The organism is Bradyrhizobium sp. SRL28, from assembly GCF_018596315.1.
Classification (GTDB): Bacteria; Pseudomonadota; Alphaproteobacteria; order Rhizobiales; family Xanthobacteraceae; genus Bradyrhizobium.
Map to the genome: position 1 here is coordinate 621116 of NZ_JAHEAG010000002.1, position 22143 is coordinate 643258.

At 61.8% G+C, this 22143-nt stretch carries 18 protein-coding genes and 1 tRNA gene; 12 read left to right on the top strand and 7 right to left on the bottom strand.

The genetic code is table 11. From position 1 onward, the window contains the following. Nucleotides 1-353 precede the first annotated feature (353 nt). A complete protein-coding gene (locus KIP88_RS07310; RefSeq protein WP_214487171.1) occupies nucleotides 354-782 on the bottom strand; it encodes a hypothetical protein in 429 nt (142 codons plus the stop codon). Between the two features lie 295 nt (nucleotides 783-1077). Here KIP88_RS07310 and KIP88_RS07315 point away from each other — a divergent pair, with 295 nt between their 5' ends. Continuing rightward, nucleotides 1078-1425: an HdeA/HdeB family chaperone gene (locus KIP88_RS07315; RefSeq protein ID WP_214487172.1), complete on the top strand. Its 348-nt coding sequence runs from the start codon at nucleotides 1078-1080 to the stop codon at nucleotides 1423-1425. 167 nt (nucleotides 1426-1592) lie between these two features. Here KIP88_RS07315 and KIP88_RS07320 read toward each other — a convergent pair whose 3' ends face one another. Continuing rightward, nucleotides 1593-1784: a hypothetical protein gene (locus KIP88_RS07320; RefSeq protein WP_214487332.1), complete on the bottom strand. Its 192-nt coding sequence runs from the start codon at nucleotides 1782-1784 to the stop codon at nucleotides 1593-1595. Between the two features lie 137 nt (nucleotides 1785-1921). Here KIP88_RS07320 and KIP88_RS07325 point away from each other — a divergent pair, with 137 nt between their 5' ends. The 4 genes from KIP88_RS07325 (at nucleotide 1922) to KIP88_RS07340 (ending at nucleotide 7311) form a co-directional block, all read left to right on the top strand. Further along, on the top strand, nucleotides 1922-2158 hold the full coding sequence (locus tag KIP88_RS07325; protein ID WP_249790569.1) for a lytic transglycosylase domain-containing protein: 237 nt from the start codon (nucleotides 1922-1924) through the stop codon (nucleotides 2156-2158). 577 nt (nucleotides 2159-2735) lie between these two features. Beyond that, nucleotides 2736-4841: a DUF3363 domain-containing protein gene (locus KIP88_RS07330; protein WP_214487173.1), complete on the top strand. Its 2106-nt coding sequence runs from the start codon at nucleotides 2736-2738 to the stop codon at nucleotides 4839-4841. Between the two features lie 314 nt (nucleotides 4842-5155). Further along, nucleotides 5156-5695 (top strand): hypothetical protein, encoded by a 540-nt coding sequence (locus KIP88_RS07335; RefSeq protein WP_214487174.1) that lies wholly within the window; start codon nucleotides 5156-5158, stop codon nucleotides 5693-5695. Between the two features lie 65 nt (nucleotides 5696-5760). Further along, complete coding sequence (locus KIP88_RS07340) at nucleotides 5761-7311, top strand: recombinase family protein (protein ID WP_214487175.1); 1551 nt, start codon at nucleotides 5761-5763, stop codon at nucleotides 7309-7311. Here the strand turns inward: KIP88_RS07340 and KIP88_RS07345 are convergent. Both KIP88_RS07345 and KIP88_RS07350 read right to left on the bottom strand, forming a co-directional pair. Then, nucleotides 7297-7370: transfer RNA gene (locus KIP88_RS07345), tRNA-Gln, on the bottom strand. The genes KIP88_RS07340 and KIP88_RS07345 overlap by 15 nt on opposite strands. 194 nt (nucleotides 7371-7564) lie before the next feature. Beyond that, entirely contained in the window at nucleotides 7565-8269 is a 705-nt protein-coding gene (locus KIP88_RS07350) for a TetR/AcrR family transcriptional regulator (protein WP_214487176.1), read from the bottom strand. A 142-nt stretch (nucleotides 8270-8411) separates the two neighbouring features. Between KIP88_RS07350 and KIP88_RS07355 the strand changes: the two genes are divergently transcribed. After that, nucleotides 8412-10700: an arylsulfatase gene (locus KIP88_RS07355; RefSeq protein ID WP_214487177.1), complete on the top strand. Its 2289-nt coding sequence runs from the start codon at nucleotides 8412-8414 to the stop codon at nucleotides 10698-10700. A 197-nt stretch (nucleotides 10701-10897) separates the two neighbouring features. On the opposite strand, the gene KIP88_RS07360 is transcribed toward KIP88_RS07355, so the two are convergent. Genes KIP88_RS07360 through KIP88_RS07370 form a run of 3 tightly spaced genes read right to left on the bottom strand, consistent with a single transcriptional unit; the run spans nucleotide 10898 to nucleotide 15846 of the window. Further along, nucleotides 10898-11473, bottom strand: coding sequence for an invasion associated locus B family protein (locus KIP88_RS07360; protein ID WP_374226430.1), 576 nt, complete (start codon nucleotides 11471-11473; stop codon nucleotides 10898-10900). A 57-nt stretch (nucleotides 11474-11530) separates the two neighbouring features. Next, nucleotides 11531-14677, bottom strand: a complete 3147-nt coding sequence (locus KIP88_RS07365) for a multidrug efflux RND transporter permease subunit (protein WP_214487178.1) — start codon at nucleotides 14675-14677, stop codon at nucleotides 11531-11533. Further along, nucleotides 14674-15846, bottom strand: a complete 1173-nt coding sequence (locus KIP88_RS07370; RefSeq protein WP_214487179.1) for an efflux RND transporter periplasmic adaptor subunit — start codon at nucleotides 15844-15846, stop codon at nucleotides 14674-14676. Before KIP88_RS07370 ends, KIP88_RS07365 begins: the two co-directional genes overlap by 4 nt. 244 nt (nucleotides 15847-16090) lie before the next feature. Between KIP88_RS07370 and KIP88_RS07375 the strand changes: the two genes are divergently transcribed. The 6 genes from KIP88_RS07375 to KIP88_RS07400 all read left to right on the top strand — a co-directional run bounded on the left by KIP88_RS07375 (nucleotide 16091) and on the right by KIP88_RS07400 (nucleotide 22073). Then, on the top strand, nucleotides 16091-16330 hold the full coding sequence (locus tag KIP88_RS07375) for a hypothetical protein (protein ID WP_214487180.1): 240 nt from the start codon (nucleotides 16091-16093) through the stop codon (nucleotides 16328-16330). 222 nt (nucleotides 16331-16552) lie between these two features. Further along, complete coding sequence (locus KIP88_RS07380) at nucleotides 16553-19144, top strand: TonB-dependent siderophore receptor (RefSeq protein ID WP_214487181.1); 2592 nt, start codon at nucleotides 16553-16555, stop codon at nucleotides 19142-19144. Nucleotides 19145-19168: 24 nt separating this feature from the next. Continuing rightward, nucleotides 19169-19858, top strand: a complete 690-nt coding sequence (locus KIP88_RS07385; RefSeq protein WP_214487182.1) for a Fe2+-dependent dioxygenase — start codon at nucleotides 19169-19171, stop codon at nucleotides 19856-19858. Nucleotides 19859-19887: 29 nt separating this feature from the next. Continuing rightward, nucleotides 19888-20811, top strand: a complete 924-nt coding sequence (gene exbB / locus KIP88_RS07390; protein ID WP_249790570.1) for a tonB-system energizer ExbB — start codon at nucleotides 19888-19890, stop codon at nucleotides 20809-20811. A gap of 3 nt (nucleotides 20812-20814) precedes the next feature. Then, entirely contained in the window at nucleotides 20815-21285 is a 471-nt protein-coding gene (exbD, locus tag KIP88_RS07395; RefSeq protein WP_214487183.1) for a TonB system transport protein ExbD, read from the top strand. Further along, a complete protein-coding gene (locus KIP88_RS07400; protein ID WP_214487184.1) occupies nucleotides 21282-22073 on the top strand; it encodes an energy transducer TonB in 792 nt (263 codons plus the stop codon). Before exbD ends, KIP88_RS07400 begins: the two co-directional genes overlap by 4 nt. Nucleotides 22074-22143: the final 70 nt, after the last annotated feature.

Genomic DNA, 22143 nt, shown 5'->3' on the forward strand with positions numbered 1-22143 from the left:
GGGTTGTTTTCGTGATTTTTGCAGGCGCCGTGAAACCGCTCGTGAAATTTGTCGCCCTGGCCTTTATTACCATGGCGCTGAACGGCGGCGCCCACGCGCAAACGGCTGCCCCCGCGACCACGATTCCCGCTGGCACCACGCAGGGGCCCTGGACGAGCGCGAAGCCTGGCAATTCTGGAAGCTATTGCAGTCCGGGCGAGTATGCGGTTGGTATCGAGATCGAGGTTGCACCGTCTGGAACAGGTCCCTGTGCTGAATGCATTTCCAGACTTCGCGTTATTTGCCGGCGTTACGGGATCTGAGCCATCCGGCCGGTTTGTGGAAGGCGGTCACTCAGTGACATTTCAACCCGCCTAATAATAATTGCGGAAATACTCGGCGGCATAAGGCGGGTTGCCCAGCATATCGACGGGGTCGCCCTCCAACAGTGCGCTGACCTGCGTCTTGTAATCTGCAGAGACATCATCGGGCTGCGGTATTGGCTGGGTGAGAATGGCACGATAGCTTTGATAAGCGTCCTTGGTGCCGATGAAGATGCACACACAATGCTGCGGCTCGGCATAGAGATACCGGACGTTACCCCCGCCGAGGTTATGAATCACGAAGCGATGCGGTGGCAGCGCGTGCAGCGCTTTTCTGCCGGCGGCATCGTTGGCAAAATGCACTTTGAAGCCCGCGGAGGACAGATAGAAACTGTTCTTGTCGAGGAATGGTTTGCTCGGCGGTTCTACAGCCAACAGCGAAGGGCATGGCATCAGCAAGATAGCGGATAAAACGGCCAAGGAGCTACGGCTCGACAAAACCGCTCGGTTTGCTGGCATGATTTTGACACTCCGATCTCGAGTAATCGAACTTAGAAAAGGAATCGTGAGTAGCCTATGCATAATCGGCATCAGGTGCGGGACCCACGTTACAGTCCAGCGCACGGCAGCTGAGCGGGATTGGCGGGAGTTCTCGAACTGAATGAGGCGTTCGTTTCCCACCTTGTCTGTGCCGAAAGTGCATAGCGCGGATTGGCGGTTCTGTCACAGTTCGACCGGACCTCGCTCGCCTGAAAGATTGCCCAGGGGTGACAAGATGCTGAAAGCACTGGCCACTGCGATAGCAGTTCTCGCTGCAGCAAGTTCGCACGTTCGGGCGCAAACAGACCTCACGGCATACGCGGATGCTAACGGTTACATTGACGTGCAGGCACTAACGTGTGCTGCCCTTGCAGGAACCTGGCAAGGCGATGCCGACAGGCTGACCACCTGGTACAGTGGCTGGTACAACGGCCTCGCAAAGAAGCACTACTTCAACATAGCCCGTACGAAAGAGCTGGAACATGAGGTGATTGTCTATTGCAAAGCAAATCCGCAGATTCGGATCATCGAAGCGATCGACGTGATGCTCAAGCAAGAGAAACACAAGGCCTCGTTCAAGTGAAGGTACGATGTGTGATTTTCGCGGTCGCCCCGGTCTGAATGAGACTTCGGGGAGGAATGACCTCGCCAGCAGATCGCAAACTTCCTGTCATTCCTTTGTTCGGTAGAAACAGGCGCCATTCTTTCGTCCCGGCCAAGATTTGCACGGCCGTCGCGCGGAGTGGGCGGTCAAGGGCTGCCGTCAGGCCGGCGCGCCAGCGCTTCACCCTTGACGGCCGCAAGCACGATGGCAGGCTGGCGATCTTTCGAGACGATGCTTTGCATTCTGACAGCCTTGGCAGCCTCGTTGCCGTTGAACGGTGCAGCTATGCCGGACGGGCATCGGCGGCCACACATCGAGCGAACGGCATATCCATCCATCCGCTAGCCGCCTTTGTCACCGAAGCATCCAGACGTTTCGATGTTCCAGAACATTGGATACGTGTGGTGATGCACGTCGAAAGCGGCGCAAAACAGCGGGCACGGTATTCCAAGGGCGCACGGCCCCGATGCAGCTCATGCCAAGGACCTGGGCGGAATTGCGCGCTCGATATCGTCTCGGCGCCGATCCCTTCGATCTCCATGACAACGTTTGGGCGGGGGCTGGATACATCCGCGAACTCAATGATCGTTACGGCATGGCCGGGTTCCTGGTCGCGTACAATGCAGAACCTGGGCGTTACGAACGTCACTTGGCAACAGATCGGCCGTTTCCGGAAGAGACGCAAGCGATGTCGCGATGCTCGAACCGATGATCGAAAGCAAGCGGGTCAACGTGCGGATTGATGCCGTCGCGAAAACATTTGCCTGGACGAACTCTTCGTTGCTTACGACGCGCGCCGCAGGCTTCTCACCTAATGGCAGATTACCGGTTGACATGCGTAAGTGCCGTTCGTCACGGGCTCACGAACGCATGGATCCCGCCTGGAGAATGCAAGTCGCGACCGGGCTGATAGCGAACGCTGCTCGCAATCGAAGCAGCGAGATAAGGAGCGCTGCTTGTTTAGAGAAATTGCAAAAAAGCGTAGGAGGGAGTTGACTTTGCACGCCCGATTAGGAAGGCAAGATAAAGCGAACTTCGTTCGCGGCGCGCTTCGCTTGCAAGTGCTTGTCTGCACATTGGTTTTGCACGGCTCGGTTTGAGCCGGCGAGGTGGGGCGGGGGCGTTTCTGATACTTTCTTCTTTGCTTTCAAGGGTCCGAAGGCCATCGCTCGCGATGTGTGGGGAATGAGAGGCCGCACCGCCTACGCTGATGCAAGTATTTCCGCGCTTTTCCGCGACGAGCGTATTTGTCTCTTGCCGAACGCGTTTCGACTTCCAATCGTCGCCTCATGGCACGCGACGAAGACGACTTTCGCATCCGTCCTGGCAAGGTCCGTGGTCGCAGTGAAGCACGGACGAGTGCGCGCCGGATCGGCGGGATGCGCCGACGCCCGGCCGGCTTCCTCGGCGAGGTCCATCAGGCCATCCGCCGGGCGGGCGGCAACCCCGATCGGCTGGGCGGGACCGGAAAGGCGAGCGGCCGGTTCAATGCGCGGGGCCGGGGCGCCGCGACAGCGGAGGAGCTGAAGGATCGGAGCGCGTGGAAACGGGACGGGAGCGGACTGAGTACACGGTCGCGACGCGTGGCGGTGAAGGCCCGCGTCGTGAAGCTCAATCCGCAGCGCGGAGCCGCGCGTGGACGGCAGTTCGTCAGCGCCAAGGCGGTGGACGCGCATCTGCGTTACCTCGAACGGGACGGTGTGACGAAGGACGGCGAGAAGGGCCAGGTCTATTCGGCCGAGCACGACGCGGAGGATGGCCGTGCCTTTCTCGACCGCGGCCGTGATGACCGTCATCAGTTTCGTTTCATCGTCTCGGCCGAGGAGGGCACGGAGTTGGCCGACCCGCGCCAGACTACCCGCGATTTGATGAAGCAGATGGAAGTCGACCTCGGGACAAAACTCGACTGGATCGCGGTCGACCATCACAACACGGGCCATCCGCACACCCACATCCTCGTTCGGGGCATCACCGACGACGGCAAGACCCTCAACATCGCCGGGGACTATATCGCCTACGGGATCCGCGAACGGGCTAGCGAGGTTGTCACCCGGGAACTGGGCCGGCAGACCGAGCTTGAGGTGACAAAGCAGCTCGAGCGGGAGGTGGACGCCGATCGCTTTACCCGGCTCGACCGCATGCTGATTGCCGAGCAGCAGGGGAAGGAGTTTGCGGACCTGCGCCCCGACCAGGATATGCGCGACACGTTCCGCCAGAACCGGGCGCTGCTGATCGAGCGGGCGCGCAAGCTGGAGCGCATGGGGCTGGCGACCGAGGTCGAGACCGGGCGATGGATTCTCTCGCCCAAGGCTGAGCCCGCGCTGCGGGAGCTTGGCGAGCGCGGTGATATCATCAAGACCATGCACCGGGCGCTGGACCGCGAAGGTCTCGCGGAGGACCGCCATCCTGGCAACTACGTCCTCCACCGCGCGCATGTAACCGAGCGCATCGTCGGCCGGGTGCTTGACAAGGGGCTTGGCGGCGACGAGATGGGCGAGCGGGTGCGGCTGGTGATCGACGGGGTCGACGGGCGCGTGCATCATATCGAGATGGATGCCGCCCGCGCCGAGGAGGTCGGCCGAGGCATGATTGTCGCGGCCGGCTCCGTCCCTCCCGGGCCGCGCGCTGCGGACCGCAACATCGGAGATGTTGCAGGTGAGGGTGGCATCTATCGTCCGTCCGAGCATCTGGAGCGGGCGCGAACTGCCATCGACCGCATCGGCGGCGATCCCGAGGCCTTCGTCCGCTCCCATGTCCGCCGGCTGGAGGCGTTGCGCCGGGCCGGCCATGCCGAACGGATCGACGCCGATCGCTGGCGCGTCCCGGCCGACGTTGTCGAGCGCGGCCAAGCCTACGATCTGGCGCGGGACCGCGCCAACATCCGCATCAGCGTCCTGTCTCCTACCGGCCTTGACCAGCAGATCGGCCATGATGGCGCAACCTGGCTCGACCGGGAGTTGGCCTCGCACAGCCGTGCCACACTTGCCAATACCGGGTTTGGGCGGGAGGTCACTGAGGCAATGGAACGGCGCAGGCAGAGCCTCGTGAACATGGGCCACGCCGTCCGGCTGGAGGACGGCCGTATTCGTGTCTCCAAGGATTTCATTTCCAACTTGGAGCGCGCGGAGGTGACTCGTGTCGGCAGGGCCATGGCTGCCGAACGCGGGCTAACGTTCACCCCGGCCAGGACCGGCGCATATGTCAGTGGCACACTTGTTGGCTCCGCCCAACTCGCGAGCGGTCGCTTCGCCATGATCGATGACGGCATCGGTTTCCAGCTGGTGCCGTGGCAACCGGTGCTAGACAAGCGCATCGGCCAGCATATCTCCGGCACAGTGCGCGATGCTGGTGGCATCGAATGGAATTTCGGTAGGAAACGGGGGCTGGGGATATGAGTGTCACCAATGTCGTTGCCAGCTTGCAGACATAGGGCCAGACCGGCGCCATCCCCTCAAGGCTCGCGCTATACGCGCGCCCGGCTCCGCCGGCTCACGGCCTTGACCGGATGTCGCCGGCCCGGCAACGGCTCGCCATGCTGGTAAGGTCAGGGGTCACGCGCTTCGCGGCGTATCACTGCCAACTCCAGAGAAGAAGTAATCCGCCGCCTGCAAGCATTTCTACGCCGCAAGTCGATGATGCGAATTTCTGACTTTCGCTGTGGGTCTCCGCGCTGTTTCCATCCGATGGATCCTGACGAGAGAGCGTCGGCATGGCAGCAGAAGAAGAGAAACGGCAGGGACCTCGTCCCGCCAACGACAACGGATCGCCTAACGGCGTGTCTCTCGATCCTCGAATCTTGCGGATTCCATGCTCAATTCCGAAAGAAGATTGCAAAGTCAGAGACATCTTTCCGGCGTTCGTTCATGGCGCGGAATCGCTGCGTGACAATACCCTAATTGTCGCGAAATCGGAATCCGCTTACGAGCGAAGGGGAGAGCGCCATCCCATGCCCGCACGGATGCAAGCCACCGCAGAGGACAAGCAAACCGCCGAGGATCGGTCCACTCGCGACTACCTCGAAACGACCCGTGCGTTTTGGCAACCCTATGCTGAGCGCGAGCTAACCCGTGAAGATGCCCGCGAAATGGCCCGCAACCTCATTGGCTTTTTCACCGTGCTGCGCGAGTGGACACGCAGAGAGCGCGAGCGTGCAACACGCGGAGTCGTGGAGACAGGTTCGACACCCGCGCCCCGCAAGCGTCGAAGACCGCGCAGCCGCGCCACAGCAAACGATAAAATGCAGTCTTGATGCCGAATTGACTTGCTCTCTCGCACGCGTGCTGATTCGATGCGCCATCGCTGCGCGAGGTCGCCATGAGCAAAATCAACACCGCAAATAACGGCGCTCCAAAGTCAAACAAGGTGCTGGCTTATGCGCGCGTCTCCTCCAAGGAGCAGGATATGGAGGGATTTTCCATCGCCGCGCAACAGAAGCTCCTGCAAGCCTATGCCAGCGGGAACGGCCTCATCATTGAGAAAGAATTTATCGACGTGGAGACGGCGAAGGCAAGCGGCCGCTTGAATTTCAACGAGATGGTGAATTACCTCAAGAAGCATCCCGGCATCCGTACTTTGCTGGTTGAGAAGACCGACCGTCTTTATCGCAACCTCAAGGATTGGGTGCTCCTCGACGAGCTTAACATCGAAATCCACCTCGTGAAGGAAGGTGTTGTTCTCTCGCAAGAGTCAAAATCATCCGAAAAATTTTTCCACGGCATCAAGGTGCTGATGGCAAAGAACTACATCGACAATCTTTCGGAAGAAGCTCGCAAGGGCCAGCAGGAGAAAGCCGAGCAGGGCATCTGGCCAACCAAGGCCCCGCTCGGCTATCTCAACGTACAGGGCGCGGACGGCAAGCGCATTATCGCGCCCGATCCCGCCGTCGCATCCATCATCGCCAAGATATTCGAATGGTACGCGCCGGGCGTCCTCTCGCTTGAGGAAATTGCTGACAAGGCGCAAGCGGCCGGACTTTTGTATCGGCGGACGGGTGCCACCGTTCCTGTGAGCGCTGTGCATACCATTCTGCACAACCGCATCTATACTGGTGAGTTTGTCTGGAAAGGCCGCATCTATAAGGGACGCCACACGCCGTTGATCTCTGTGGACCTGTTCGAGCGGGTTCAGGACGCGCTTAACAGCCGCCAGAGGAAGAAGCTCCGCCGTGCAAAGAATGACTTTGCGTTCTCGACGCTCGTGCGCTGCGGCCATTGTGGCTGTGCCCTGACCGGAGACATCAAGAAAGGTCGCTACATCTACTATCGCTGCACGGGCTACAAAGGCCGCTGCCCGGAGCCCTATGTCCCGGAAGCCGTTCTGTCTAGGAAGTTCTCGGAATTGCTGCGCCAACTCGACATTGGCGAGGCCGCTCTTCAGCTTGTCTCGGAAGGCCTTAAGTCCAGCCACGTGGATCAAGCCAAGGAGCACGCGCAAGCAATCAAGCGGCTGCAGGCAGAATACGACCGCATCCAGTCGCGCATCCAGGCGATGTACGTCGATAAGCTGGACGCAAAGGTGGACCCCGGCATGTTCGAGCACCTGTCTGCCGACTGGCGCAAGCAGCAGGACCGGTGCTTGCGCGAGATCGAGCAGCGCCAGTCAGCTGATCAGCACTACCTTGAGGAAGGCGTCACTATCCTTGAGATGGCGAGGAACGCCCAACGCCTGTTCGACAGCGAGGAGCCGATGCAGAAGCGGCGGCTCCTCAATTTCGTTGTTTCGAACTCCACATGGGCGAATGGAGAGCTGAATGCTAAGTTGCGCGAACCATTTGGATTTATTGCTCAAATGGCGAGGTTTACTTCCGGCGGCGGTTCATCAAATCGGGGAAGCTTCGCCGATCATTCTGGTTGGCTGGGGAACTAGGATTCGAACCTAGACAAACAGAGTCAGAGTCTGTTGTGCTACCGTTACACCATTCCCCAATAATTGCTCAGTGACATCAATAGGTTAGGTGGATGTCCCGGCAATCGGCTGGAGCGGGATTTTGCAAATCACCGCTTTCGCTGGTGCGTCGTTCTACTCGCTCGGTCCGGGCCTTGGCAAGCGCGGAAGGAGGGGCATTTTCGGGGCCGAATTGCAGGGGTTGCTGCGGGCGGCATTTGCCGCGGTCCCGGGGTCAACCCTGCGAACGACGAAGCTGTTTTTTGCGCCCGCGCGAACTGCGGGCTGCCGGCGCCGCCATCTCCGCCTGCAGTAACAGCAGCAGGCAGTTCGCCAGCCGCGCCTCGATCTCCCGGTCGTGAATGGAGAGCGGCCCGGGATCGTTGAGGATGGCGTTGACCAGCGTTCCCAGCACGACCTGAAAGCCGAAGGAGATGGCGCGCGTTTTGGCCGCCTTGTTGCCCCGGCCCATGGCGCTAAGCAGGATGGGCGTGGCGTCCGCCACGTTGGCACGCGCCAGCCCCTTGAAGGTGGACCACCGGTCCGGCCTTGTGTCGTCGTGCTGAAGGGCGGCGCGCAGCACGCCTTCGTGGTTTCGGATCCAGCCGATGGTCCCACGGACGAGGAGGCGGCTGAGTTCGGCGAGATCGGCCTCAGTCAATCGCCTGTCTTCCCTCATCCGGGACAGCCGGCTTCCGCCGTCGCGCGCGGCGAGTTCGATCAACGCATTGAAATAGGCGTCCTTGCTTTCGAACCGGCTGTAGAAGGCGCCGACGGTGGCGCCGACCTGCCGGCACAGGGCGTCGATCGACAATTCCGCAAGACTGTGCGTGCGCAACATCTCTGCGCCGACCTGTAGCAGGGCGGCCGTGGTCTCGCGGCTGCGCTTCTGCCGCGACGGGGTCACGCCGGGAAGGTCGAGTTCGGCGGGTCGCTGCATCGGGAACTTGCGTCTCCGTTCGAAATAATCATAATCGTAATTCGGATTATGGTTTTTGGCAATGCGCGACCTGCGCGTTGTCGTGAGCCCCAGGCGAACCTTGTGGGTCAACCGCGGTCGCCCCAAAAAGCGGGAGGAAAGCATGGCGGCAGGCAGTGCAAAACCGTTCGGCGGCACGATCGGCAAGACGGTGGCCGGATCGACGCCGTGGTGGCCGCAGGCACCGAAGCCGCCTGAAGGTGCGCCGAACATCCTGGTCGTGCTGTTCGATGATGTCGGCTTTTCCGATTTCGGCTGCTATGGCTCGGCGATCAGGACGCCGACCATCGACAAGCTTGCCGCCGAAGGCCTGCGCTATTCGGGCTTCCACACCACGGCGATGTGTTCGACGACGCGTGCGGCGCTATTGACCGGGCGCAACCATCATTCGGTCGGCGTCGGCTGTCTCGCTAATTTCGATAGCGGCTATCCCGGATATCGCGGCAAGATCGCGCGCGAGGCGGGGACGCTGGCGGAAATGCTGCGGCCGCACGGCTATCGCAACTACATGGTCGGGAAATGGCACGTCACACCGCTGACCGAAAGCGGCGCCACCGGGCCGTTCGATGGCTGGCCGCTCGGTCGCGGTTTTGATCGTTTCTATGGCTTCCTCGATGCCGAGACCGATCAGTTCGCGCCGGAACTCGTTTCGGACAACACGCATGTCGATGCACCCGGCACCTACGCGAACGGCTATCACCTCACATCTGATTTGATTGACCAGTCGATCCGCTTCATCGCCGATCACACCGCCGACCGGCCCGATATCCCGTGGCTGACCTGGGTGGCGCTCGGCGCCTGTCACGCGCCGCATCAGGCGCCGATGGACATCATCAAGAGCTACGACTCCAAGTTCGCCCATGGCTGGGACGTCGAGCGCGAGCAGCGGATGGCGCGGCAGAAGGCGATGGGGATCGTGCCGCAGGAAACACGCTTGCCCGCACGCAATGACGGCGTGAAGGCTTGGGAAGAGCACAGTTCCGACGAAAAGCGCGTCTTCACGCGGCTGCAGGCGGCCTTCGCCGGTATGCTCGATCACGCGGACCAGCATCTGGCGCGGCTGATTGGTTTTCTCGATACCGCCGGCATCCGCGACAACACGCTGATCCTGGTTTTGTCTGATAATGGCGCGAGCCAGGAGGGCGGGCCGCTTGGCTTCGTCAACGCGATGGGGCCGTATAATTTCCGTCCCGAACCGATCGCGGAAAAGCTGCGCCGGATCGACGACATCGGCGGGCCGGATTCGCACAGCAATTTTCCGCACGGTTGGGCGATGGCGTCGAACACGCCGCTGCGCCGCTACAAGCAGAACACCCATGGCGGCGGCATCCGCGATCCCTTCATCATGAGCTGGCCGAAGAAAATCGCCGCCAAAAGCGAGGTGCGCGATCAATTCGTTCATGCCTGTGACCTGACGCCGACTTTGCTCGACCTGATCGGCATCGTGCCGCCGGCCGAAATTGGCGGCGTCGCGCAGATGCCGATCGAAGGCGACAGCTTTGCGCGCTCGATCAGCGACCCATCCGCGCCGTCAAAATCGTCGCCGCAATATTTCGAGATGTTCGGGCATCGTGGCCTCTGGCAGGACGGCTGGAAGGCGGTGTCCTTCCATCCCTCGGGCACGCCGTTCGAGAACGACAAATGGGAGCTGTTTCACCTGGCGGAGGATTTTTCGGAAACGGAAGATCTTGCTGAACAGCACCCTGAGCGATTGGCCGAAATGATAAAGCTGTGGTGGAGCGAGGCCGAGAAACACAATGTGCTGCCGCTCGACGACCGCTTCGGCCCGCGCTTTGCGGAAAACGCCGCGCGCTTCCATGGCGCACGCAACAAGTTCACCTTTCACGCCGGCATGGGACACGTGCCGACCGACGTCGCGCCCGATGTGCGCAGCCGCAGCTACACCATCGAAGCCCATGTGGAGATTGGCGATGAGGGCGCCGAGGGCGTGCTGATCGCCCATGGCGATGCGACGTCAGGCTATAGCCTGTACATCAAGGACGGCTTGCTGGTGCATGATCTCAATATCGGCGGCGGCCATGAGATCGTGACTTCGAACCGCAAGGTGCCATCAGGCGCGCACCGGCTCGGCGTCCATGTCGAGCGTCTGTTGCGCAAGGAGCCGCCGGCCAAGGGCTCCCGCACCGGCGTGACGGCCTATACACTCTTGATCGACGGCGAGGCGGCAGGCTCGACCCAGACCCAGCTTGCCTTCAACAATTTCATCTCGTGGTCCGGCCTCGACATCGGCCGCGACCGTTCCTGCCCGGTCTCGCACTACGAGGCGCCGTTCGAATTCACCGGGCAGTTGCTGCGGGTGACGGTCGACATGCATGACGACCAGAGGCTGGATGGCGAGGGGGTGGCAGCTGCGGAGATGGCAAGGCAGTAGCCGATCAAACCTCAGCTGTCGTCGCCCGCCTTGTGCGCAATTGCGCACTGGGGCGGGCGATCCAGTATTCCAGAGACGCGGATGGTTTAAACGATAGGCTGCGGCGTACTGGATTCCCAGCCTGCGCAGGGAATGACGACTTTGTGTGTGGGGCGGCGCCGTCACGCTGCTCGTCGCAAAACCGACGAAACCCCGCCTTACTTGATCTTCTCATACGCCGCGCCGAAATCGGCCAGCGGCATCGGGATCGTAATCGTCTCCTTGGCCAGATTTTGGAACGAAACCTTCAACTGCTTGCCGGATTTCAACGCGGCCAGCAGGTCAGGCGAAATCTGGAGGTTGGCGTAGCAGCCGCGCGCTTCACAGGTCTGGATCTGCAGCTCGGACGTCTTGCCGTCGTCGACCTGGATTTTGGCGCCGGCCGGCAGGTTGAGCCCGAGCGGCAATTGCACCAGCGCGATCGGCGCGCGGGTTTCGGCTGATACGCGGATATTGATCAGCACGATCAACTGGCCGGTCTTGGTCAGAACCGCGCTCTGCTCGATCGCGCATTCGAGCGGTGCGCCGCGGCTGGCGCTGCTGCACCGCGCAACCCAGCCGGGAGGGGCGGGCGTATTCGCTCCCTCGGCTGTGGCCGCAGCAGCGGTGGGAGCCGGCGCTGCCTGCGCCACGGGCGCGGCGTTGCTTTTGGCCTTGGGCGCCTGGGCGTGGCTATGGCCGCACAGGCCTGATATTGCCGCGGCAGCGACCGCAAGCTTTATTAAAATCTTCACTGAACCGGCTCCGAAATGAACTACCTTCGGTAGTGTCGGTTGCAGCGCAAAGTCAAGTCATTCGGCCGCCTGCTTGACCGAGGCTTGCGGGCCCGGATGTGCTCCATGATCGGGATCGGCCGACCGGCCCCAGCGCGCGAACGTGTTCGAGAGCCGGTCGAGATAGAGATAGACCACCGGCGTCGTGAACAGCGTCAGCGCCTGGCTGACGATCAGTCCACCGACCATGGCATAGCCGAGCGGCTGGCGGATTTCCGATCCGGTGCCGGTACCCAGCATCAGCGGCACGCCGCCGAGCAGCGCCGCCATCGTCGTCATCATGATCGGGCGGAAGCGCAATAGCGCCGCCTTGCGGATCGCAGCCTCCGGCTCGAGCCGCTCGTCGCGCTCGGCCGTGATCGCGAAGTCGACCATCATGATGCCGTTCTTCTTCACGATGCCAATCAGAAGCACGATGCCAATCAGCGCGATCAGGCTGAAGTCGAACCCGAACAGCATCAGGATGGCGAGCGCGCCGACGCCCGCCGACGGCAGCGTAGACAGGATCGTGATCGGGTGGATGTAGCTTTCGTAGAGAATGCCGAGGATCAGATACACCACCACGAGCGCTGCAAGGATCAACAGCGGCACGGTGCCGAGCGACTGCTGGAACGCCTGCGCGGTACCCTGAAAGCTCGAATTGAGCGTTGCCGGCGCGCCGAGTTCGACCATCGCCTTCTGTATGGAATCTGTGGCCTGGCCCAGCGCCACGCCTTGGCCGAGGTTGAAGCTGATCGTGATCGCCGGAAACTGGCCCTGATGGCTGATCGACAGCGGCCGCACCGGCACGCTGGTCCAGCTGGCAAAGGTCGACAGCGGCACCTGGTCGCCGGTGGTGGGCGATTTCACGTAAATCTTGTTCAGCGTATCGAGGCTGCCCTGCAGTTCCGGCAGCACCTCGAGCACCACCTTGTAGGTGTTGAGCTGGGTAAAATACTGCGTCACCTGGCGCTGGCCGAACGCGTCATAGAGCGTATCGTCGATCAGTTGCGGCTGGATGCCGTAGCGCGCGGCGGTATCGCGGTTGATCTTCAGCTCCAGCGTGGTGCCGTTGGTCTGCTGGTCGGTGGCGACATCGCGCAGTTCGGGCAGCGTCTGCATCTTCGTCAGGATTTTTGGCGCCCATTCGTTCAGCTCGGCAAGGTCGGCGTCCTGCAGCGTGAACTCGAACTGGGTTCGCGTCGGCCGGCCGCCGAGCCGCACGTCCTGCGCCGCCTGCATATAGAGGCGGGCGCCTTCGACCTTCTCCAATTGCGGACGGAGGCGGGCGATGATCTGCTGTGCTGTCGCCTTGCGCTCGTCGCGCGGCTTCAGCGTGATGAAGAGGCTGCCGTTGTTGCCGGCGCGTCCGCTGCCGCCGATCGCCATCGCAACCGAGGCCACATCCGGGTCGGCCTGCACGATCTTGCCGAGTTCCTCCTGATGCCGCTTCATATCAGCGAAGGAAATGTCCTGGCTGGCCTCCGAGGTGGCCGTGATCAGGCCGTTGTCCTGCTGCGGAAAGAAGCCTTTTGGGATGATGACGAACAGATAGACCGACAATCCCAAGGTGGCGAAGAAGATCATCAGTGTCGTGAGCTTCCAGCGCAACGCGAGGTCGAGACCTCTTTCATAGGCGTGCAGCATCGCATCGAAACCGCGTTCGCTCCACTGGTAGAACCGGCCATGTCTGGTTTCGCCATGCGCGCGCAGGAAGCGCGAGGCCATCATCGGCGTCAGCGTCAGCGATACGATCATCGAAACGAAAATGGTCATCGCGAGCGTCACCGCGAATTCGCGGAACAGCCGCCCGATGATGCCGCCCATCAGCAGCAGCGGGATCAGCACGGCGACCAGCGAGATGCTGATCGACACGATGGTGAAGCCGATCTCGCGGGCGCCCTTGAAGGCCGCGGCGAGCGGCTTTTCGCCTTCCTCGATGTATCGCGTGATGTTTTCCAGCATCACGATGGCATCGTCGACCACAAAACCAACCGCAATGGTGAGCGCCATCAGCGAGAGATTATCGAGCGTGTAGCCGAACACCCACATCAGTGCGCAGGCGCCGAGCAGCGCCAGCGGCACCGTGATGGTCGGGATCACGGTGGCCCAGAAGCTGCGCAGGAAGACGAAGATCACCATGACGACCAGCGCGATGGTCAGGAGCAGGGTGAATTGCACGTCCTCCACCGCCGCGCGGATGGTCTGGGTGCGGTCGCTGATCACCTCGATCTTGATCGCCGGCGGAATCGCCGCCACCAGCCGCGGCAGCGTCGCCTTGATCTTGTCGACGGTCTCGATGACGTTGGCGCCGGGCTGCTTGAATATTACGAGGAATACGCCGCGCTTGCCGTTGGCCCAGGCCGCCTGTTTGGCATCTTCGGGCCCGGTGACGGCCTGGCCGATATCGCGGATCCGCAACGGGCCGCCATTGCGGAAGGCAATGATGACGTCGTTCCAGTCCTTGGAATCAGGCAACTGGTCGTTGGCGTAAATGGTATAGGCGCGGCGCTCGCCGTCGATATTGCCCTTCGGGCTGTCGACCGTCGTGATCGCGATCTGGCTGCGCACGTCCTCCAGCGACAGGCCCTTGGCCACGAGTTTCGCCGGGTCGATCTGGATGCGGATAGCCGGCTTCTGCTGGCCGCCGATGATGACCTGGGCGACGCCGGAAATCTGGCTGATCTGCTGCGCGAGCTGGGCGTCGACGGCGTCGCTCACCGTGGTCAGCGGCAGCGTGTCCGATGTCGCCGACAAAAGGAGGATCGGCGAGTCCGCCGGGTTGACCTTGCGATAGGTGGGCGGCGAGGGGAGGCTCTTCGGCAACTGGCCGCTGGCGGCATTGATCGCGGCCTGCACGTCGTTGGCCGCAGCATCAATCGGGCGGTTGAGATCGAACTGGATCGTGATCGCCGCCGTGCCGAGGTAGCTGGTCGAGGTCATCTGCGCGACGCCGGGAATCTGCGCGAGCTGACGCTCCAGCGGCTGCGCCACCGATGAGGCCATGGTTTCCGGACTGCCGCCGGGTAGCGACGCGGAGACCTGAATGGTCGGAAAGTCGACCTGCGGCAGGGGCGCGACCGGCAGCAGCGGATAGGCGACGAGGCCGACGAACAGGATGCCGGCCATCATCAGCGAAGTGCCGATCGGATAGCGGATGAAGGGCGCGGAAATTCCCTCGCTCATTCGCCGGTCACCTTGGCCTGAGCCTGATCCGAGCTGGCGACCGCGGTCGTCACCAGCGTGCCCGGCTGAACCTTGAACTGGCCCGCCGTGATCACCTGCTCGCCGGGCGCCAGGCCCTCGTCGACCACGGAGCGGCCGTCGATCGAGCGCGTCGCCCTGATCTTGCGAAATTCAGCCTTGTTCTCCTTGCTGACCGTGTAGGCGTAAAGGCCGTTGGGGCCATGCTGAACGGCATCGTCAGGAACGACGGTGGCGTCCTTCAGCGTCGTAATCAGCAGCCGGGTCGAAACCGACTGGCCCGGCCACAGCGCATGATCCTTGTTATCGAACACGGCCTTGAGCCTGACGGTGCCGCTCGACGTGTCGACCTGGTTGTTGATCAACGAAAGCGTGCCGGTCGAAAGCACCCGCTTGCCGTCGGTGGAAAGCGCGATGGTTTTGGGAGAGCCGGCGGCGAGCGCGGCCTTGATATCGGGCAACTGGTCTTCCGGCGCGGTGAAGATCACCGCAATCGGCTCGATCTGGGCGATGGTCACGATACCGGTCTGCGTCGCGGCGTTGACGATATTGCCGACATCGACCTGGCGGAGCCCGACGATACCGGAGATCGGCGCCTTGACGGTGGCGTAATCGAGCTGGGTCTGCGCGTTCTCGATTATCGCCATGTCGGCCTGAATCTGCGCCGTCAACTGTGCGACGGTGGAGCGTTGCGTGTCGGTCTGTTGCCGGGTCGCGAATTCGCCGAGCTTGGTAAAGCGCTGCAGATCGAGGCTGGCGTTGGCCAGATTGGCTTCGTCCTGGGCCTTCTTGGCCTTGGCCTGATCGAGGGCGGCCTGGAACGGCCGCGGATCGATTTCGACCAGCGTGTCGCCTTCCTTGACGAACTGGCCTTCCTGGAACGCAATCCGGTTGATCTGACCATCGACGCGGGTGCGGACGACAACGGTGTTGAAGCCTTGCACGGTGCCGAGACCGGTCAAATAGACCGGGAAATCGGCCTTTTCGACCATGGCGGTCCGGACAGGAACAGCAGCCCGGGCAGGGGCGCGTTTCTGGGTTTCAGGTTGCGCCTGATGATCCTCGCCCTGGAATCGCTGCCAGCCGAAATAGCCCAGCGCAGCGATCGCCACGATCAGTAAAGCCCAACGGATGGTGCGCGGCCCCGACATGTTTGCTCACGGATTTAAGGAAGTCCCCAATCCTGCCGATATAATGTCCGTGCGATCACGCTGTACAAACACTAAGGCTTGAGAATCCTAAACAATTGGAAAGGTTTGAAGCCGCGGCTGGGCGAGGTTCGGCGCTAGCGCCAAATGGCTTGCGATCTCCGGCGTGACTTTCGCGCAGGATTGAATGCGGGATCGATGTCGTCCATATCGCGCGCATCAATCGGCAAGCAATCGGGGATGCAGGATGGATGAACTGAACGGACGCATGATGGCGTGTCAGATTCTGATCACGGGACTGATCGCGCGCGTCGCGAACGATTCGCCGGACCCTTTGCGATTCCTCACCGACTTTCGCGACGAGATCAAAGCTGTCGTGAAGGGCGTCAACATCGCCGGCATGGACAACACCGATCGCGTCCGTCAGGTCGCGCAATCGACGGTCGACGAATTGTTCTCGCTGATGAAGCCGCCGAGCACGGATTGATCGTCGCAAGGCTGATGACGCAAGTAACGCCGCCTGATTTTGCGATATTTTTTTTGAATGGTTCTAAGCTGGATATTAGAATTGCTTTTAACTGGGCGGGATTCAAACGGGGTGTTGCTGCAACCGTATTGACCCGAGTTTCCCCGCTCGATAGGCTCTTTGGGACAGTTCGTCGCGCAACAAAATAGCGCATGTTCTGAGAATTCCATCAGGGGGCGCTAGATGAATCAAGCAAAAGCACCGAGATCGTTGCGGTTTGAGGTGGCGATCAACTCGGTCGGTCAGACGACTGAAAGCAATTCCGGCAAAAAGGTTTCCGCGGTTGCGGGCCTCATTGCGGTTGCGTCGTTTTCCGGCGCCGAAGCGCAGCAATCAAACCTCCCGCCGGTGACGGTCGATGCCCCGGTCGCTCGCCCGCGTCCTGCCGCTTCAAAGCCTTCGCCGGACCAGCTCCGCGCCCGCAGTGCGCTGCGCCGCGCCGCCCGTCGCACGCAGCCGGCGCAGGTCGCCGCCGTGCCGTTCCCCAACGCTGGCGGGCTCAACGCCGACCGCGATCCCTACGCAAACCCGGCAGCGCCCTACATGGCCACCCGGGTGCAGGCGTCCGGCAAATTTCCCGAGCCGATCCTCAACACGCCAAAATCGATCACGGTGCTGACAAAGGATGTTCTGGCTGACCAGAACTCGACCACCCTGAAGTCGGCCGTGCTGAACACGGCCGGCGTCACGCTCGGCACCGGCGAGGGCGGCAATGCCTTCGGCGACCGCTTCTTCATCCGCGGCTTCGACGCACGCAACGACATCTTCCTCGATGGCGTCCGCGATGCCGGCGTCAGCGTCCGCGAGAACTTCTTCACCGAGCAGGTCGAGATTCTGCGCGGTCCGGGCTCGTCATTTGCGGGCCGTGGCACCACCGGCGGCGCGATCAACATCGTCACGAAGCAGGCGACGACCGAGAAGAGCTTCTACAACATGGACACCACGTTCGGTACCGACCACACCAAGCGGGTCGTGCTCGACGTCAACCAGGTGATCAGCCCGACGCTGGCAATTCGCGCGGGCGGGTTGTTCCAGGACGCCGGCGTCGCCGGTCGCGACTATATCAAGGACGATCGCGACGGCGGCTTCGTGGCGGCGAAGTGGACCCCGCTCGACACCGTGAAGCTTTACGCGAACTACATCCACACCAATCTGCATGGTTTGCCGGATTTCGGCGTGCCGTATTATCGGCCCGGATCGATCGGGTCCGGCAGCCAGCAATTTACCAGCACTGCCGGTGGGCCATTCCCGGATTTCGGCGCCAGCCGCAACAATTTCTACGGTTTCGTCAATCGCGACTATTACAGCATCAAGCAGGACATCGGTACGGTAGGCGGCGAGGTTTCAATTACGCCGGACCTGACGTTGAGCAACAAGACCAGAATGCAGCGCTCGGTGCTCGATTACATCGGAACGCTCCCCAAGGCGCCGATTACGACGAATGCAAATTCCGCGCTTTGGACGCTCAGCGCCAATCCGCAGAGCCGCTATCAGGTGACCGAAAACATCGCCAATCAGACCGAAGCGACCTACAAGTTCAACGTTGGCGGCTGGAAGAATACGGTATTGGGCGGCGTCGAAGTCTCGCGCGAGATTGCGAGCATCGACAAATATGCGGGTCTCACCTCGGAAGCACTGCCGGGCTTCGGAGCACCGAGCGGAAGCGTGACCGGCGTGAATGTCTTTAATCCGCAGTTCACATTTGCGAACATCAGCCCTAATCCGACGTGGGCCGGCCTGCCGACAAAGATCGCCGTCGATACCAAGAGCGTTTATTTGATCGACACTGCCAACTACAACGATTTCGTCATCCTCAACGGTGGCATCCGCTACGACGATTACAACATCAAGGTCAGCGGCTTCGGTACGCAAAACAACATTGCTAACACTTTCTCGGCGCAGGAACAGCAATACGGATTGCCGAATTTCAACCTTGGCCTCACCCTCAAGCCGATGCCGATCGGCAGCGTCTACGCTGCCTATGCGACTTCATCTAATCCGGTGGGCGCCGAATTCGATGGTACCAGCGCCGCGTATGGCGGCCTCGCACCCGCGCTCAATGGCAATCCCAATCAGATTTTTGGGCCGGAAAAGAACAAGGCCATCGAAGTCGGTACCAAATGGGAGCTGTTTGACCGCCATTTGCTGGTGACGGCGGCATTGTTCCAGACCGAAAAGGAAAACGCGCGCGAATCGCGCAACGTCAACAGCGTTGCGGCCGCGAACGCGGTTCCGGGCTGCTCGTATAACCTGCCGGCGGGGTCAGGCAACGTGTCCTGTATCACCGCAGGCGCGGCCTATCGGATCCGGGGCATCGATCTCGGCGTCGGCGGCAAGATCACCGACAAATGGAGCGTGTTCGGCGGCATGGTGCTGATGCAGTCCGAAGTGACGAAGTCGCTTGCTCCGTCGCCGCAGCCGCTGCTTTTCCCGACCAACGTTGGTCTCAAGCTTGCCAACGTCGCGCACCAGTCGTTCAGCATGCTCACGAAGTACCAGCTCACCGACGTCTGGGAGATCGGTGGGCAGGCAGTGTATCGCTCGAAGATGTACGGCGGAACGTTGCTCGCCGCGAACCAGGGCACTGAGCTGCCGAGCTACTGGCGGTTTGACACCTTCGTCGAGGCGAAGATCAATCAGAACTGGAAGGCGAAACTGTTCGTCGCCAATCTCACCAACAAGCTCTACTACGACGCGCTCTATCAGAGCGCGACCCCGTTCGTGTTCGTCGCGCCGGGCCGGAGCGTGAGCATGGTGCTCTCGGCACGGTTCTAGACAAATTCTAAGGATGCAGGTGGAATGCTGATCTGCATCCCCAATGTGCTGTGCAAGGATGATGTGGCGGATTTCCGCCGCATCATGGACACTTCCAGCTGGGAGGACGGCCGCTCTACCGCCGGCGCCCAATCCGCGCTGGTGAAGAGGAACGAGCAGCTTCCGCCGGACAGCGATGTCGCGCGCACGCTCGGCAATCGCGTGCTTTCGGCGCTCACCGCCAGTCCGAGATTCATATCGGCGGCGATCCCGCTGCAGATCTTTCCGCCGCTATTTAATCGCTACGTGGCCTCCGGCGGGCACCATTTCGGCCTCCATGTCGACAACGCGGTGAGGGGAGATCGTCTCACCGGCCAGCGGATCCGGACCGACCTGTCGGTGACGCTGTTTCTGTCGGAGCCGGACGAGTATGATGGGGGCGAGCTGGTGGTTGAAGATCTCTATGGTTCCCAGGAAATCAAACTCGCGGCCGGGGACCTCGTGCTTTATCCTGCTTCTAGTTTGCATCTGGTCACGCCGGTCACACGAGGTATGCGTGTGGCATCTTTTTTCTGGCTGCAGAGCATGGTACGGGATGCTCACGCCCGCAGCCTGATCTTCGATCTCGATACTGCGATCCAGGCCCTTGTAGAGCGGCTGGGGCGAGACGACCCTGAAACGGTCAAATTGACCGGTATCTATCACAACCTGATCCGCTACTGGGCCGAAGTATGAAGAACATGTTTCTATCTCGATCTCGCGTGATGACATTTGCGGTGATCTCCGCGCTGGCGATGCTGTCGCTGGCGGCGCCGTCGTCGGCCCAGCAGAATGCCACTCCTGCATCGCCGTCCGCGCCTGTGGCCCAGCAGGCGCCCGCTGTGTCGCAGCCTCCAGCTGCGCTGCCCCCAGCAGCGGCTGCGCCTTCGGATGCCGTCGCCACGCCGGCGGAGCGCGAGGCCAAATTGCTGAAGGCCGCCACCGCCGAACTCAAGGAATTGTCGCCCTGGACGATGTTCAAGTCGGCCGACGTGGTGGTCAAGGCGGTCATGATCGGCCTTGCCTTTGCGTCGCTGGTGACCTGGACCATCTTCATCGCCAAGATGCTCGAGCTGGCGGTCGTTCAGCGCAAGGTACGCTCGGCGTTGGCCAAGATCGCCGACGCGCGGTCGCTGGCGGAAGCGCAATTCGCGCTGGGCGCCAAGGGCAGTGTGCTGGCGTCCTTCCTTGCGGCGGCGATGCGCGAGGCGCGGCTGTCGGCGGGCATATCGAGCGACGCCGGCATCAAGGAGCGCGCCGCTTCCAGTTTCGCCGAAATCGTGCGCGCCGAGGCGCGTCGGGTCCGGCTCGGCATGGGCCTGTTGGCAACCATCGGCGCGACGTCGCCCTTCGTCGGACTGTTCGGCACCGTCTGGGGCATCATGAACAGCTTCATCGGCATTTCTAAATCGCAGACCACGAACCTCGCCGTGGTGGCGCCCGGCATCGCCGAAGCGTTGCTGGCCACCGCCATCGGCCTGGTCGCGGCAATCCCCGCCGTCATCATCTACAATCACTTCTCGCGCGTTACCAAAGGCTACCTTGAACTGGTCAACCGCGCGTCAGGCGCCGCGGGGCGGCTATTGTCGCGCGATCTCGACCGTACCCATGTCAGCGGCGGGCAGCGCTCCCGCGGAGCAGCGGAGTAGGCGATGGGCGCGTCGCTCGCAGACACCGACGTCGATGACGACAGCGATTTTGCGGAATCGCACGAGATCAACGTCACGCCATTCATCGATGTCATTCTCGTTCTGCTGATCATCTTCATGGTCGCGGCGCCGCTATCGACCGTCGACTTGCCGATCGATTTGCCGACCTCGACCGCGACCCCGCAGAAGAAGCCGGACAAGCCGACCTATGTCAGCATCAAGCCGGATCTCTCGGTTGCGATCGGGGAAAATATGGTCAAGCGCGTCGACCTGGTGCGCTCGCTCGATGCGATGCCAGACGCAAGCAAGGAGCGCCACATCTTCCTGCGCGCCGATCGCGCGGTGCCCTATGGCGAATTGATGGACGTTCTCGAAATCCTGCGCGCCGGCGGCTATTCCAAGCTCAAGCTGGTGGCGCTCGAAGGCGTTCCAGATGGAGCGGCGTCGCAAGCAGCGGCGCCGGCAAAACCTTGACCGGTCTCGACGAGCAAAAGCCATCCCGGCGGCTCTGGATTTCTGCCGCAGTGATCGCGCTCGCGCTTCACGTCGGCGGCGCGGCGCTGGCGATTGCGCATTTGCAGACCGAGGAAGCCGATGACGCGCTCGGCGCAACGGCGATCGAGATCGGACTCGAAATGGCCGCCGTGCGCCGTGAGGTGACCGACCTGCCGCCGGGTCCGGACACCGATGCTTCGGCAGCGTCGCCCCAACTCGCCGAGCAACAGGCAGAGGTGAAGGAAACCGACCTGCCGCAGGACAAGCCGACGGAGCCCGAAGAGGCCGACCGGGTGGTGACGGAGAACGAGTCGAAAAAGCCCAAAGAGGACGATCCGAAGATCGCGGCGGTGCAGACGCAGGCATCCACCGAGTCGATTGCGGCCGAAGCCACCGCGACGCCGAGTTCCGAGGAAATGCCGGAAGGACAGCGTTCCGTTGCGCCGGTGATTGGCACCGGCGAGAGCGCCCGACGTGCGCGCGCGACCTGGCAGAAGGAGCTGGTCGCGCATCTCGACAAGCACAAGCGCTATCCTAAGGAACGGCAGCAAAAATCCGCCGAGATCCAGATTCGCTTCACGCTCAATCGGATGGGCCACGTGCTCTCGACCGATATCGAAAAGGGCTCGGGCGATCCGGCCTTCGACGAAGCGGCGCTGGCGATGGTGCGGCGCTCCGATCCGGTGCCGATGCCGCCGCCTGTCATCGCCGACGAAGGCCTGACCTTCACCCTGCCGGTGATCTTCCGCGTCAAGACCAAGAGCTGACGCCCGCGCCTTGTCCTGGAGCCGTAGCCCGGATGAGCGCAGCGACATCCGGGGGCGGTGCTAGCCAGAT

Coding starts and splice junctions, on each gene's coding strand:
- KIP88_RS07350 (WP_214487176.1), bottom strand. CDS start 8,269: ATGCAGCGACCCGCCGAACTCGACCTTCCCGGCGTGACCCCGTCGCGG.
- KIP88_RS07375 (WP_214487180.1), top strand. CDS start 16,091: ATGGATGAACTGAACGGACGCATGATGGCGTGTCAGATTCTGATCACG.
- exbB (WP_249790570.1), top strand. CDS start 19,888: ATGACATTTGCGGTGATCTCCGCGCTGGCGATGCTGTCGCTGGCGGCG.
- exbD (WP_214487183.1), top strand. CDS start 20,815: ATGGGCGCGTCGCTCGCAGACACCGACGTCGATGACGACAGCGATTTT.
- KIP88_RS07365 (WP_214487178.1), bottom strand. CDS start 14,677: ATGAGCGAGGGAATTTCCGCGCCCTTCATCCGCTATCCGATCGGCACT.
- KIP88_RS07340 (WP_214487175.1), top strand. CDS start 5,761: ATGAGCAAAATCAACACCGCAAATAACGGCGCTCCAAAGTCAAACAAG.
- KIP88_RS07330 (WP_214487173.1), top strand. CDS start 2,736: ATGGCACGCGACGAAGACGACTTTCGCATCCGTCCTGGCAAGGTCCGT.
- KIP88_RS07315 (WP_214487172.1), top strand. CDS start 1,078: ATGCTGAAAGCACTGGCCACTGCGATAGCAGTTCTCGCTGCAGCAAGT.
- KIP88_RS07335 (WP_214487174.1), top strand. CDS start 5,156: ATGGCAGCAGAAGAAGAGAAACGGCAGGGACCTCGTCCCGCCAACGAC.
- KIP88_RS07385 (WP_214487182.1), top strand. CDS start 19,169: ATGCTGATCTGCATCCCCAATGTGCTGTGCAAGGATGATGTGGCGGAT.
- KIP88_RS07355 (WP_214487177.1), top strand. CDS start 8,412: ATGGCGGCAGGCAGTGCAAAACCGTTCGGCGGCACGATCGGCAAGACG.
- KIP88_RS07320 (WP_214487332.1), bottom strand. CDS start 1,784: ATGGATGGATATGCCGTTCGCTCGATGTGTGGCCGCCGATGCCCGTCC.
- KIP88_RS07325 (WP_249790569.1), top strand. CDS start 1,922: ATGCCAAGGACCTGGGCGGAATTGCGCGCTCGATATCGTCTCGGCGCC.
- KIP88_RS07370 (WP_214487179.1), bottom strand. CDS start 15,846: ATGTCGGGGCCGCGCACCATCCGTTGGGCTTTACTGATCGTGGCGATC.
- KIP88_RS07380 (WP_214487181.1), top strand. CDS start 16,553: ATGAATCAAGCAAAAGCACCGAGATCGTTGCGGTTTGAGGTGGCGATC.